13 protein-coding genes are annotated in these 12,460 nt (G+C 62.3%); 4 read left to right on the top strand and 9 right to left on the bottom strand.

Annotated features, from left to right (window positions below; all coding sequences use genetic code 11):
• Nucleotides 1–35: 35 nt before the first annotated feature.
• From rbsD to OS914_RS16040, 6 genes are read right to left on the bottom strand one after another with little or no spacing between them, the layout of a single operon-like run.
• The gene (gene rbsD, locus OS914_RS16065; RefSeq protein WP_267547066.1) at nt 36–419 is read right to left on the bottom strand and encodes a D-ribose pyranase; all 384 of its coding nucleotides are present in this window, start codon (nt 417–419) and stop codon (nt 36–38) included.
• Entirely contained in the window at nt 416–1,357 is a 942-nt protein-coding gene (locus OS914_RS16060) for a ribokinase (protein WP_267547065.1), read from the bottom strand. Before OS914_RS16060 ends, rbsD begins: the two co-directional genes overlap by 4 nt.
• Complete coding sequence (locus OS914_RS16055) at nt 1,354–2,298, bottom strand: substrate-binding domain-containing protein (RefSeq protein ID WP_267547064.1); 945 nt, start codon at nt 2,296–2,298, stop codon at nt 1,354–1,356. Before OS914_RS16055 ends, OS914_RS16060 begins: the two co-directional genes overlap by 4 nt.
• Before the next feature lie 44 nt (nt 2,299–2,342).
• Nucleotides 2,343–3,314: an ABC transporter permease gene (locus tag OS914_RS16050; RefSeq protein WP_267547063.1), complete on the bottom strand. Its 972-nt coding sequence runs from the start codon at nt 3,312–3,314 to the stop codon at nt 2,343–2,345.
• A gap of 19 nt (nt 3,315–3,333) precedes the next feature.
• Nucleotides 3,334–4,839 (bottom strand): sugar ABC transporter ATP-binding protein, encoded by a 1,506-nt coding sequence (locus tag OS914_RS16045; RefSeq protein ID WP_267547062.1) that lies wholly within the window; start codon nt 4,837–4,839, stop codon nt 3,334–3,336.
• A gap of 1 nt (nt 4,840) precedes the next feature.
• Nucleotides 4,841–5,875 (bottom strand): LacI family DNA-binding transcriptional regulator, encoded by a 1,035-nt coding sequence (locus tag OS914_RS16040; protein WP_267547061.1) that lies wholly within the window; start codon nt 5,873–5,875, stop codon nt 4,841–4,843.
• A 187-nt stretch (nt 5,876–6,062) separates the two neighbouring features.
• On the opposite strand from OS914_RS16040, the gene OS914_RS16035 reads away from it, so the two are divergent.
• Entirely contained in the window at nt 6,063–6,608 is a 546-nt protein-coding gene (locus OS914_RS16035) for a dihydrofolate reductase family protein (RefSeq protein WP_267547060.1), read from the top strand.
• A gap of 159 nt (nt 6,609–6,767) precedes the next feature.
• Nucleotides 6,768–7,415: a dihydrofolate reductase family protein gene (locus OS914_RS16030; RefSeq protein WP_267547059.1), complete on the top strand. Its 648-nt coding sequence runs from the start codon at nt 6,768–6,770 to the stop codon at nt 7,413–7,415.
• Nucleotides 7,416–7,846: 431 nt separating this feature from the next.
• Here the strand turns inward: OS914_RS16030 and OS914_RS16025 are convergent, their stop codons facing one another.
• Nucleotides 7,847–8,422: a TetR/AcrR family transcriptional regulator gene (locus OS914_RS16025; RefSeq protein WP_267547058.1), complete on the bottom strand. Its 576-nt coding sequence runs from the start codon at nt 8,420–8,422 to the stop codon at nt 7,847–7,849.
• A gap of 119 nt (nt 8,423–8,541) precedes the next feature.
• On the opposite strand from OS914_RS16025, the gene OS914_RS16020 reads away from it, so the two are divergent.
• Nucleotides 8,542–9,057: a cupin domain-containing protein gene (locus OS914_RS16020; protein ID WP_267547057.1), complete on the top strand. Its 516-nt coding sequence runs from the start codon at nt 8,542–8,544 to the stop codon at nt 9,055–9,057.
• Entirely contained in the window at nt 9,057–9,329 is a 273-nt protein-coding gene (locus OS914_RS16015) for a hypothetical protein (RefSeq protein WP_267547056.1), read from the top strand. The genes OS914_RS16020 and OS914_RS16015 overlap by 1 nt, the downstream gene beginning before the upstream one ends.
• 1,070 nt (nt 9,330–10,399) lie before the next feature.
• Here OS914_RS16015 and OS914_RS16010 read toward each other — a convergent pair.
• Both OS914_RS16010 and OS914_RS16005 read right to left on the bottom strand, forming a co-directional pair.
• Nucleotides 10,400–11,191: an ATP-binding protein gene (locus tag OS914_RS16010; protein WP_324290672.1), complete on the bottom strand. Its 792-nt coding sequence runs from the start codon at nt 11,189–11,191 to the stop codon at nt 10,400–10,402.
• Nucleotides 11,188–12,081, bottom strand: coding sequence for a Mu transposase domain-containing protein (locus tag OS914_RS16005; RefSeq protein ID WP_267547055.1), 894 nt, complete (start codon nt 12,079–12,081; stop codon nt 11,188–11,190). Before OS914_RS16005 ends, OS914_RS16010 begins: the two co-directional genes overlap by 4 nt.
• Between the last annotated feature and the right edge of the window lie 379 nt (nt 12,082–12,460).

Raw genomic sequence — 12,460 nt, 5'->3', positions numbered from 1 at the left:
GGGCCGCCCTAAGCCGATCGAACCCGGAGTAGATGCTAGAACGGCACGCCGCAATACAGCGCCGCATTGGCGTAGGCCGTAGCTTCGCCCGTGCGGATGAACAGCTTCGCCGACGCGCTGAGCTCCTTCAGTGTGGCGTGGCTGATGTAGCTCACCTGGTCGAAGCGGCAGGTCAACCACCCTTGCGCGATGGTGGATTCCACTTCCTGGGCGGCCACACAGCGTTCCACAACAATTTCGGCCAGCAGCGCATCCAGCACCTGCTCCAATCTTGGAATCCCGTGTACCAGGGCCAGATCCACCACGGTCACACCGGCTGGGGCAGGCAGGCCGCAGTCTGCCACCATGATCAGATCAGTGTGTCCGAGCTTGCTGATCGCAAAATTGAGATCTGCGTTGAGAATTCCGTCTTTCTTCACCCCGATACCTCCGGAAGCTCGTCATTCAGCGTGGGGTAGGACGGTTGGGTTCCCTCGCTTTGGACTGCAAAAGCACCCACCCGGACGGCCAGCCGTACGGCCTCCGGTAGTGTGGCGCCGGCGGCGAGACGCCCGCTCAGCGCTCCAACAAAGGCATCTCCGGCACCGGAGGTATCCACCGCTGACACGGCGGGCGCCGGCACTTCCTCGGTGCCGCCGTCGTCCGCGCAGATGGCACCGAGTGCTCCACGGGTGAGGACCACGGAGGGGATGCCGCATTCACGCAGCCCCGACACCAGTGCGATATCAGCGCTCGGGGGCTCTACTCCGGGCCGCAGGGCGGAAAGCACCAGTGCCGCCTCGTGCTCGTTGACCACCAGCGGATCCGCACGCAGGATCACCGACGGGTCCAGTTCGATCACCGGTGCCAGGTTCAGCACCACGCGGCCGGCGGCAAGCTGCGCCGCGGCGGTGATGCCGGCGGCAGGGATCTCTCCCTGCAGCACCAGCACCGCCGCCGCGGCAATGACATCTGCGGAGCGGCCGACCGCCGCGGCGTCTACCGAGGCATTGGCACCGGGCACCACCACAATGGTGTTCTCACCGTCGTCGGCCACGGTGATCAGTGCCAGGCCGGTGGGGCCGGGCACCTGCTGGACCGCGGAGAGGTCCACTCCGGCACCCGCCAGCAGGGCCGTCGCATCGCCGGCCAGGCCGTCACTTCCCACGGCACCCACAAGGGCGACCGCAGCGCCCAGCCGGGCAGCGGCCACCGCCTGGTTGGCGCCTTTGCCACCGGGCAGCAGCACCAGCGACCGCCCGATGAGGGTCTCACCCGGGCGAGGATGCCTGTTCACCCGGATCACTTGATCAACGTTGATCGATCCCACCACGACCACCTGGCCTGGGACCGGAGAAACTACGGCCGGGATGCTCACTTGGCGTAGTCGCCCACATTCGTTTCGGTAACGGAAACAACCTGCACCGGCACCGTCTTTTCGACCTTTTCGCCCTTAATGGCCTTCGCGGCCAATTCAACGGCGAGCTGGCCCAGCTTGGCCGGTTGCTGCGCGATGGTGGCTACCAGTGTGCCCTTCTTGATAGCGGCCAGTCCGTCGGCCGTGCCGTCAAAACCGACAACCTTGACGTCCTTGCCCGCTTTGGCTCCCAGAGCCTGGATCGCGCCGAGGGCCATTTCGTCGTTTTCGGCAAACACCCCGGTGACCCCGGGCTGGGCCTGCAGCAGGTTAGTGGTGACGTCCAGCGCCGTGGCGCGGTCAAAGTTTGCGGTCTGCTTGGCCACCACCTTAATGTTCGGGTAAGCCTTCAGACCGTCGGTGAAGCCCTGCCCGCGGTCCCTGCTGGCGGATGTGCCGGCCACTCCCTGCAGAACCAGAATGCTCCCTTTTTCGCCCATCGACTTGGCCAGCTCATCGGCGGCCTGCTTGCCGCCGGCGACGTTATCACTGGCCACCAGCGAGGTCAGGTCGGCACCATTGACGGTCCGGTCCACCCCAATGACCGGCAGGTTGGCTTTGAGCAAGGTGTTCACCGGGGACGCTGCGGCATCTGAATCCACCGGGTTCACAATGACGGCCTTGGTGCTGCCGGTAGCGGCGGTGGCCAGCTGGTTCGCCTGTGTCGCAGAGTCATTTTGCGCGTCGACGATCTCCAACTGCACGCCGGCATCCTTCGCCGCGGCCTGGGCGCCATCGCGAACCTCAACGAAGAACGGATTATTCAGGGTGGACAGGGCCATCACTACCTTGGGGGTCGCGGCGCCGGCCTCTCCACCGCCCCGGTTGCAGGCGGTCGTGCCGGTGAGAATTACTGTTGCGGTCGCCGCGACCGCCGCGAGCTGACGGATTGAGATCTTCATTGTTCTGTCCTTCTGTAGGGAATGGTTTACGTAATAAGTGAAGTTCAGCTGCTGCGGGTTTTGCGCCGGAGCACGTCAATGCCCACCGCCAAGGCAATCACGACGCCGATGACGACCTGCTGCCAGAACGACGTGACGTTGAGCAGATTCAAGCCATTGCGGATCACCACCAGCACCAGGGCGCCGACAAAGGTGCCCGAGATCCGGCCAAGTCCGCCGGCAAGCGATGCCCCGCCAATTACGACGGCGGCAATCGCGTCCAGTTCATAGCCCGTGGCCGCCTGTGGCTGGGCTGAGTCAAGGCGCCCGGCGAGCAGCAAACCGGCGAGAGCCGCGAAAAGGCCTGCGAGGCCGAAGACGATGACTATGATCCGCTTCACCGGCAGACCGGACAGCCGGGCCGCCTCCGCGTTGCCGCCCACGGCATACATGGAACGCCCGACGACGGTCCGGTTCAGCAGGAACGACGCCACTAGGGCGGCAATCAGCAAAATCACGATGGGCATCGGAACGGGCCCGAGGTTCCCACCCAAGAAGGACACCTCCGGGGACGTCTTGATGGGCCGACCGTCGGAAATCACCAGAGTCAGCCCCCGGGCGATGCTGAGCATGGCCAATGTCGCGATAAAGGAGGGAAGCTTGCCATAGGCGCTGGCCAGGCCGTTGATCACGCCCGCAAGTAGCCCGGCAGCAAGTCCCCCGAGCAGGGCAAGCCAGCCGGGCAGGCCGGCACTGACGAAGAACCAGCCGGAAACCATGGCAGAGAGCGCCGCGACCGATCCAACGGACAAGTCGATGCCGCCAGCGACAATGACAAAAGTCATTCCGAACGCCAGCACCGCCACGGTAGATACCTGGATCCCTATATTGAGCAGGTTCCGGCCGGTAAGGAAATCCGGTGTCGCAATGAACAAGGCAATGCAGAGCACCACCAGACCCACCAGGGCACCGTTGTTGGCAAGGAATTTCTTGACGTCAAAACTGCGTCGTTTTGCCTGCAGGGTTGCAGCGGACATGAGGAAAGTTCCTTCTCTCTCAGTGCTCTTCATTGACATCGCGTGCGGCGAGCGTCATGACTTTGTCTTGGGTGGCGTCAGCGGAGCTGAATTCTCCGGCCAGCCGACCGTCCCGCAGAACCAGAATCCGGTCGCTCATGCCCAAAACCTCCGGCAGTTCGCTGGAGACCATCACTATTGCTCCGCCTGCTTCGGTGATCGCATTCATCAGCTCGTAGATTTCCACTTTGGCTCCGACATCAACGCCGCGGGTCGGCTCATCCAGCAACAGCACTGTGGACGCGGCGATGATCCAGCGACCAAAAACGGCCTTCTGCTGGTTCCCGCCGGAGAGGGACCCGACAGGTTGGTCGATGCTGTGCATCCGGATCCGCAAGGTGTTGGCCACAGCCTCCGCCCGGCTGCGCTGTCCGGAAAAGTCCGCCAGGCCCAGTCGTGCGCTGGAGGCCAGCGTGGCATACCCGAGGTTCTCGTTGACCGATGCGTCCAGCACCAGACCCTGGCCCTTACGGTCCTCCGGGACGTGGCCAAGACCGGCCCGGATGGCGGCCTGCACGCTGCCCTTGGGCAGGGCTTTTCCGCGGACCTTCACGGACCCGGAGTCATACCTGTCGGCCCCGGCAATGGCACGGATCAGCTCGGTGCGGCCGGCGCCAACCAGTCCGGAGATTCCCAGGACTTCCCCGGCCCGAAGCGTGAAACTGATGTCCTCGAACTTGCCCTTCGAAGTCAGGTGCTCAACGGCCAGGATCTCGGCGGGGCCCTCGGATTCTGCTGACCGGCGAGGAAATTGGTCATCGATGCTGCGGCCCACCATCAGCCGGACCAACTCGTCCTCGCTGGTGGAGGCTGGAACCTCAGCAACAAATTCGCCGTCGCGCAGCACCGTGACGCTGTCGCCAATCTCCGCAATTTCATCCAGATGGTGGCTGATGAACAGCATTCCCACACCCTTGCGGCGCAGGTCCGCCACCACCTTGAACAGGCTTTCCGTCTCGTGCCGGGTCAGCGCCGCGGTGGGCTCATCCAGGATGAGGATACGGGCATTGATGCTCAACGCTTTTGCAATTTCCACCAACTGCTGACGGGCAATGCCGAGCTCCCCCACCGGGGTTTCGACGTCCACGTCGAGCCCGATCAGGTCCAGCGCCGCGCGGGCCTGCCGGCGCAAGGCCTTTCGGTCCACCATGCCGAACTTTTTCGGCGTCCTGCCCAACATGACGTTTTCCGCAACGCTCATGGAGTTCACCAGATTCAGTTCCTGGTGAATGGTGGCGATGCCGTGCTCTTCAGCGGCCCGGGTGTTGGGCAGACTCACCGCCTTGCCGTCGATGAGGATCTCCCCGCCGTCCGGCTGGTAAACGCCGGCCATCATCTTGATCAGCGTCGACTTTCCGGCACCGTTTTCGCCCAGCAGCACCTGGACCGCACCGGCGTGGACGTTGACACTTACCTTCCTGATCACGTTCACCGGACCAAAGGATTTGCTCACCTGGTTGAGTGTGAGAAGGGGATGGTCACTCATGTCAGTTCTTCCTTAGGCTGGAAACAGATCCCGGGCGGTGGGGTGTGCTCGAGGAGGCGCGGACAATAAGTTCGCTGGGCAGCACAATCGATTCCGGCGCGCCGCCGTCGATCACCTGCAGCAACAGATCCACAGCTTCCCGTCCCATCTTTTCCACACTGTGCGAAATGACGCTCAGCGCCGGTTGCAGCAAGGCAAACCATTCGATGTCATCGAAGGCCACCAGTGCCATATCCGTCCCGATCCGGACCCCCAACCGATGCAGCATGGCCACCGCCCCCGTTGCCATGGGACTGTCCGCAGCCAGGATCGCCGTCGGCGGCTGCTCCAGATTCAACAGTGCATGCACACCAGACGAACCACTCGCTGCCTGGAAATCGCCGAAGTACACCAGCGCGGGATCCCGCGAAAGCCCATTGGCCTCGATGGCCCGGGTATAGGCGTTAAACCGCTCGCGTCCGGTCGAAATGGCCTGCGGGCCCGCAATATAGCCGATCCGGGTGTGGCCTTGGTCCGCGAGGTGTTCGACAGCCTGCCGGATCCCGTGCCCACTATCCGTGGTGACGCTGGGAAGATCAATGCCATCCACCGTCCGGTCCACGAACACGGTAGGGATCCCCCGCCTCAGCAGCGAACGAATGACACCACTGCCGTCTCCCTGGGGGGCGACGATGATGCCATCCACGCGCTGGGAAATCAGCGTATCGAGATACCTGTCCTGCTGATCCTCACGCTCATTCGCATTTCCGAGCAGGATGACGTAACCGTGCGCCAGGGCAGCCTGCTCCACGGCATGGGCGAGGTCCGCGAAGAATTGGTTCCGGACGTCGGAAACCAACAGTCCGATCGTGCGGGTGCGAGTGGAGCGCAACGAGCGCGCCTGAGCGTTGGGGTGGAAGTCCAGCCGCGCGACAGCGGCAGCGACGCGTTCACGCGATGCAGCTGAGGTGGCGGGGTTCCCGGAAAGGACCCGGGATGCAGTGCCGACAGAGACACCGGCGGCAGCCGCAACGTCCCTGATGGTTACTGTAGTCATCCTCGCCACTCCCTCGTGCTCATCCATGGAATCGGTTCCATGGAATCGGTTCCACCCTATGAGGAGGCGTCTGGAAAAGTCAAGAGGCCTGCGGAACGCCACTTCTTCCGGCCGGCACCTGCAACGGCACGTGACTCACTCAACGCCATTTCGCGCGGCACCTTACCCCGATCGGTACCGTTGCCTAATGAGGCTCCTTAGGTACTCCATCAACATCACCCTCGACGGCTGCGTCGATCATCGACAGATGCCCGCAGATCAGGAGGGGCACCGGTATTGGGCCGACAACCTCGCACGGGCCGACGCCCTACTCTTTGGCCGGGTGACCTACCAGATGATGGAGGACGCGTGGCGGCCACCTGCATCGGATGCGATGCCCGACTGGACGCAGCCTTTCGCGCGCACGATCGACGCCGCGACGAAGTACGTCGTATCGGGCACCTTAGACAAAGTCGATTGGAACGCAGAGCTCCTGCTTGGAGATCTCGGAAAGAGTGTGCGACAGCTCAAGGAAGCCCAGGGGAAGGGATTGCTCGTGTGCGGCGTAACACTCCCCACGGCATTGGCGGATCTAGGATTGATCGACGAGTACGAATTCATGGTGCAGCCGAGGGTGGCCGGTCACGGCCCCACCCTGTTCGCAGGATTAGCCAATCCACTCGATCTGACGTTCGTGAGCCGTGAGGAGTTCAGCTCGGGGGCTGTGGCGATGCGGTACAAACGGAAAGGCTAGTGCGGCCCCCGGTCCCCGCGCTGAAGCTATGGTCGCCGAGAGCGTGGAGGGTGCGTTGATCGCGCAGCCAGAGCTCGATCCCATCGCATCCACTCCTTGACTGAGCCTTCCCCTCAACTACAGTGAGTGCATATTGCAATCACTGTAGAAGGAGACACCATGAGCGTCCGCGCCGACCTGAACATCTCCCTCGACGGGTACGCCACCACTACCGATCAAACCCCCGAGCATCCTTTCGGCCATGATTGGGGTCGGCTCGTCGGCGCCTACGCTGGGACCCGCACGTTCCGCGAGCGAGTGCTTCACGATAAGACCGGCGCGGGCACAACCGGCGTCGACGACCGTTACGCAAAAGGCTACTTCGCCGACGTCGGCGCCGAGATCATGGGCGCCGGGATGTTTGGACTCCACAACTTCCCAGACGACCCCAACTGGCGCGGCTGGTGGGGAGACGAGCCGCCCTTCCGGGCGCCCGTCTTCGTACTCACGCACTCAGAGCGACCACCAATCGAGATGGCAGGGGGCACCACGTTCGAGTTCCTCGCCGCAGCACCTGTCGACGCACTCGCACGGGCACGGGATGCAGCTGGCGGCAAGGACGTGCGGATCGGCGGTGGCGCAACGGTAGTTCGCGACTTCCTCAAAGCCGGACTTATCGACCAACTCCACGTCGCAATCACCCCAATCCTGCTGGGCCGGGGCATCCGACTCTGGGACGACCTCCGGGAACTCGAGTCCGATTACGCCGTCAGTTCAGAGGTCGCGGAGAGCGGCATCATCCATGTCACTTTCCGAAGCAAATCATGAACCTAGGACCTAGTCAGCGGTCTGCCTGATATCCCTAGGGCTAGGTGACAAACGCGGGGACAGCAGCCCTGTTTCCTTCTTTCTCAGTCACGTCAGAATATTGAATGTTTTCGGTGCGCATGCCTACCAGACCTGTATTGGGGATTTTGCCCTGACCGGCAGGAACGGTGATCGCAGTAACAACCAGAGCTGATGAACATTAGATCCGGCACGCCCGGTTGGGGCGGTCTCAGAAGAAGGAAAAAATCGTAGGATAAGGCAGCGCGGTGCCTAGTAGCCACTCGGATGCAGCTTGTCGATGGAATCTAGTCAAAGGTCATCCGATTGGGGAACCCTCACGGGGACAAGGATCAGTTCGATGCGCTGAACTCGGGGTGACCTCAGGTGCGCTGACCTTAGGGAACTGAATTTCATGCGTGGACAGCGAAGGGCTACGCCTGGCCCTTGCCAGCCGTCGTTGCTGCCAGTGCTGTCATGGTCTGGACGGCGTCCCGATTGGATAGCCCATTGTCGTGGCAGAGGGACCGCCACGTCCAGAACGAAACAGCGTGGCCGACGACGGCGCGCAGCAGGCCACTCCTGCCCGGCGCCGAAAACGGGTCCAGCAGTGCTTCGCGGAAATACGTGTTGCGGTCTTGGAGCTCTTTGCGGTGTCTGTCCGGCAGCACATCCCAGTCTGCATAGATGCGCGTGAGCATCGACTCGCCGCCGCGATAAAACCGGTAGAGATCCGTCAGGCCTACGTGCAGGCGTTCCAGGGGATCCGGGAGCTCGAACCAGGAAACTGGATCCGGTAGTTGCTGTTGTGAGAGCCAGTGCGAGGAGCAAGCAGAGAACAGGGCCTCGTCGTCTGCGAAATGCCGGTAGACCGTCATGCGCGTCACCCCAGCGTGCTCGGCGACGCCGGCAATCGTCGTACGGGCTGGGCCCACGGAACCATGCAGGGCCACGGCCGCGTCGACGATGCGCCGACGCGTGGTGTCCACCTGCGCGGTGCGATTGATCATCTGATATCGGCGTGATTTGGCTGAACGGACCTGTTCACTCAAAGTATTGACACCGATTCCTTTGCGGTTGGATAATTCGCTATACACCATTGTATAGCGAATTAGGAAGGGGGCCTGTCATGGGCGCTAAGGAGGCTCCACGGCTCACCGTCGTGCAGCCAGGGGAAGGACGACAGGGCAGCCTCGGAAGTATCGGGGTTGTCTTCAAACTGTTCGGCGAACACACCAACGAGCAGATCTCGATCGTGGAGCACCCGTTTCCGGTCGGGGCCTTGGTTCCACCGCACACGCATACCCGTGAGGACGAGTATTCGATCGTCCTAGAAGGCGAGATCGGATTCCGATCCGGCGAGCGCGAGGCGGTGCTGGGAGCCGGGGGCTACATCACGAAGCCGCGCGGCGAGCTGCACACAATGTGGAACGCGGGCAAAGTTCCGGCGAGGATGATCGAAGTGATCAGCCCCGCCGGGTTCGAGCATTTCTTCTGGGGCTTGGCCGATCAGCTCGAAGCAGAGGGACCACCCGATCCGGAGGCGATCGACAAACTGGCAGCCGAATACGGCCTTCAGTTTGGCGAGGCGCCGTGGCTGCCGGACATCATCGCCAGGTACGGCCTGACTCCTCCAATGGGCTGATGGGACAGGCCATGGGCATCCGGACTTCCCTTGAGTGGACCTGGCTGCGGGGTGCGGCGGCCGGTTACTACGGCCGCAACTTCAACCACCCGCACCTGCGTGGAGGAACAAACCGGGATTGGCCGCTGAACGCCTTCACCCCAGCATATGCCGAGCAGGAGCTCCCAACGCTTCGGGCCATCGCCTCAGCCGAAATCCATAACCTGGTGTTCATAGCCGACTATATGATCGTGCCTACCTCCAAACCGGGAACCCGGACGTCCACCCGATGAAGCTTTCCGTTCTGGACCAGTCCACGATTACCAGTGGTGGCACCCGCGCCGAGGCGCTAAGGGAGACGGTCGCCGTTGCCGGGCCGCCGCGGCGGCGGGCTGCTGCCGCTTCTGGCTTGCAGAGCACCACAAGTCCAATGGTTTCGCCGGGACCAGCCCGGAGATCATGGCCTTGGCTTTTGGACGCCACCGATAACATCCGCTTCGGATCCGGCCGGGGTCCTGCTGGCCCGGCACGAGCCCGGCCAGCTCGCCGAAGCTAATAGCCGGTGTGTCGCGACCGCGAGACGTGTCGTTTGTGTCTATTTCCCCATCGGCACTCTTCGGGAGGCGAAAGAGTGCCGATGGAATATCTGACACTCAGGCACCATCACTACAGAAATGCATTACATTGCCAAGGCTGCGGAAACTGCTGACCTCACCAAAGTCGTGGAATAATTCAGTGGCCCAGCTCCCGTTGATGGGCCCACCATGTAGACAACCGTCCCTTGCATCTGGATGAACGTCCGGGCCCGCTGAAAAATCTTGGTAAGTGGCTCCCCACGCGCTTCTGCAGCCAACGCCCACACCAAAATTCATCAAGGATGGGAACATCTTCCAGCGCCTTCTAAATGAAAAGAGGGGGTAAAAAGGGGGGGCGACCCATTTCACCCAAACAAAAAGCCCTCCAACTCAGCGTTTCCGCTGGTCAGAGAGCTTTCGTGGTGGAGCTAAGGAGATTCGAACTCCTGACCTCTTCTCAGAGGACGGCTCATACCATTGGTTGTCCTTTGTTCCCATTCCCTTGATTTTCCGGAGATTTTTGGCCATATCCACAACGCCATAGGTTGGCCACATGGCATCACTTTTCATCGTTTCCGTGGGGTAAACGTGGGGCTTCCGATCCTTCCGAGCGATCCAGCATCGTGTTTTGCTTGGCAAATTGTCAACTGCAAGTTAGAACTGACCGTTGGTTGCAGTTTGTTTTGACCGGCGGTGGCAGTGGGTTGACCGTTGGCGGCAAGTATTTTTGACCACTGTTCAGGCGTCTGGGGCGTGCTGGGGGTGGGGCCGGTGACGGTGGTGCGGGTTTAGGTCATGGGGTGGGTTCCTTTCCCTGTTTGGGCTTGCATGAGGCGGACGGATTCGCCGCTGGTTTGGCAGAGGTGCGCGTGGTGCATGAGCCGGTCCACGGTGGCGGTGGCAATGGTTTTGGGCATGAGCTCGTCGAAGCCGGAGGGGTGGATGTTGGAGCTGATGGCTAGGGAGCGTTTCTCGTAGGAGGCTTCCACGACTCGGTAGAATCCCTCGGCGGCGTCGCCGGAGACCGGTAAAAGACCGATATCGTCAATACAGATTAAATCCACGCTGGTGACGCGGGTGATGGCTTTGTTGACGCTGTCATCGATGCGGTGCCGGCGCACGAGAGCGCCGAGATCCTCCAGGCTCAGCCAGGACACGGACATGCCTTCATCGATGGCCTGCTGGCCCAGGGATTCAAGCAGCAAAGTCTTGCCCGTCCCGGAGGGCCCGCATGCGATCAGGTTCTCTCGCCGGCGCACCCATTCCAGGGTTCGCAGGAACGAGGTCGTCGCCGCCGGCAGGGTCGAGAGGGTCTCGTCCCAGACATCGAAGGTTTTCCCGGTGGGGAACCCTGCGCGTTTGCGCCGGGTGGCCCGCATAGACCGGTTCCGCCCGGTCGCCTCGGCCTCGAGCAGCACGCGAATGACTTCGGTGGGGTCCCAGCGTTGGGCTTTTGCGGTGGCCAAGACATCGGCGACCACGGCGCGGGCGTGCGGCATCCGGGTGGTGCGCATCAACGCAATCACCTGTTCCACGGCCGCATCCGTCAGCGGTGCCGGGGCAAGGGTTGTGGTGCTCATTCGGTGGCTCCTTCAAGATCCGCAGCGTCGCTGCCATCAGCGGTGTTGGTGGTGCCGAAGTTGGCCCAGCCGCCGGTGCCCTGGGATAGCCATTGGCCTTGGTCGGTGACCGTATGCCGGGTCGTGTCGATGGTGCTGGGCGGTTCGCCGGTGGCGGTGTTGGTGATGATGGAGACCAGATCCTCATGGGTAAAGCGGTGGTGCACGGCGGCGGCCCCAAGGCCTTGGTCGACGATATCGTTGCCCATGACCTTAGCCAGGGTCGCTGCGCGTTCCATTTTGTGGCGGATCTTGTTTGTCCCGGCCGCGGCGGCTTCCTTGAGCCAGAGCGCGGCCCCGGCCCCGAGGGCCAGGAACTCCTCTTCGGCTTTGTTCGTGGGGCGGATGATCCGTTCCAGGGCACCGGCGGAGGCCGGCGGGAAGTGAGCGTCAATAATGGCCGGCACGCCGGGACGGGTGAGGGGATGGCGTGCGACTTCCACCGGCCCGGTATCGCCAACATGGACGATGATGACCTCGGTATCGGTGCCGCGCACCCAGACCCTTTGCCCCATCAGGGTATGTGGGACGGAGTAGCGGGAGTGCTCGTAGGTGACCATGGGCGTGTTCGGCGGAACCTGGCGGACTTGACCGAAACTCGCCGTTACCGGCACCGCCGGGACCGGGTGCAGCCTGGGCTGTTCAATCAGTCGGAACATGTCTTTGGGGATCTCCAACGTGGCCCGGTGTACCGAGGAATTCACTTCCTCCATGAACGACTCACACGCCTCCTCCAACTCGGCGAAGGAGGCGTATTCACCGCGCAGGTTCGTCTCTTTGGGGACGAGGTCGGCCTTGGCGATCTTCACCGCGTTCTCCACCCCGCCCTTGGAGGCAGGGTCTGCCGGCATGCAGGTGTGGACGGCGGTGGAGTAATGCCGAGCGAACGCGACGATCTGCCGGTTACGGACCGGTACCCCGGCGACGTGCTCGATCGTGACGGTTTTCTCATTGTCGGTCTTCTGTGCCCTGCCTGATTATGTGGCCGCGGCTGCCGTGCGGTGGGCATCGGCGGCTGTTCTTAGTCTGAACCGGTGTTCCATGGCACATAACGGTTGGCTGGGTAGATGGTGGTTACTTCATTTTCTTTGAGGAGAAAGGAAGTTGCCATGTTGGAGGATTATTTCGCCAAGCCGTCCACTGTCGATCGGCTCCGGGGCTCATGGATGGGCGTGGAGATCGAGACGTACGTTGATTGGCTGGCTGCTCATCAGTATAAGGACCGGTATA

It is taken from the genome of Arthrobacter endolithicus, from assembly GCF_026627425.1.
Lineage (GTDB): Bacteria > Actinomycetota > Actinomycetes > Actinomycetales > Micrococcaceae > Arthrobacter_M.
Note: the sequence above shows the minus strand (reverse complement) of the source record. Positions and strands in the feature narration are given on the sequence as shown.

Bases quoted from the DNA above. Each gene is read 5' to 3' on its own strand.
- OS914_RS16055 (WP_267547064.1), bottom strand. From the start codon at position 2,298: ATGAAGATCTCAATCCGTCAGCTCGCGGCGGTCGCGGCGACCGCAACA.
- OS914_RS16050 (WP_267547063.1), bottom strand. From the start codon at position 3,314: ATGTCCGCTGCAACCCTGCAGGCAAAACGACGCAGTTTTGACGTCAAG.
- OS914_RS16045 (WP_267547062.1), bottom strand. From the start codon at position 4,839: ATGAGTGACCATCCCCTTCTCACACTCAACCAGGTGAGCAAATCCTTT.
- OS914_RS16040 (WP_267547061.1), bottom strand. From the start codon at position 5,875: ATGACTACAGTAACCATCAGGGACGTTGCGGCTGCCGCCGGTGTCTCT.
- OS914_RS16035 (WP_267547060.1), top strand. From the start codon at position 6,063: ATGAGGCTCCTTAGGTACTCCATCAACATCACCCTCGACGGCTGCGTC.
- OS914_RS16030 (WP_267547059.1), top strand. From the start codon at position 6,768: ATGAGCGTCCGCGCCGACCTGAACATCTCCCTCGACGGGTACGCCACC.
- OS914_RS16025 (WP_267547058.1), bottom strand. From the start codon at position 8,422: ATGATCAATCGCACCGCGCAGGTGGACACCACGCGTCGGCGCATCGTC.
- OS914_RS16020 (WP_267547057.1), top strand. From the start codon at position 8,542: ATGGGCGCTAAGGAGGCTCCACGGCTCACCGTCGTGCAGCCAGGGGAA.
- OS914_RS16015 (WP_267547056.1), top strand. From the start codon at position 9,057: ATGGGACAGGCCATGGGCATCCGGACTTCCCTTGAGTGGACCTGGCTG.
- OS914_RS16010 (WP_324290672.1), bottom strand. From the start codon at position 11,191: ATGAGCACCACAACCCTTGCCCCGGCACCGCTGACGGATGCGGCCGTG.
- OS914_RS16005 (WP_267547055.1), bottom strand. From the start codon at position 12,081: ATGCCGGCAGACCCTGCCTCCAAGGGCGGGGTGGAGAACGCGGTGAAG.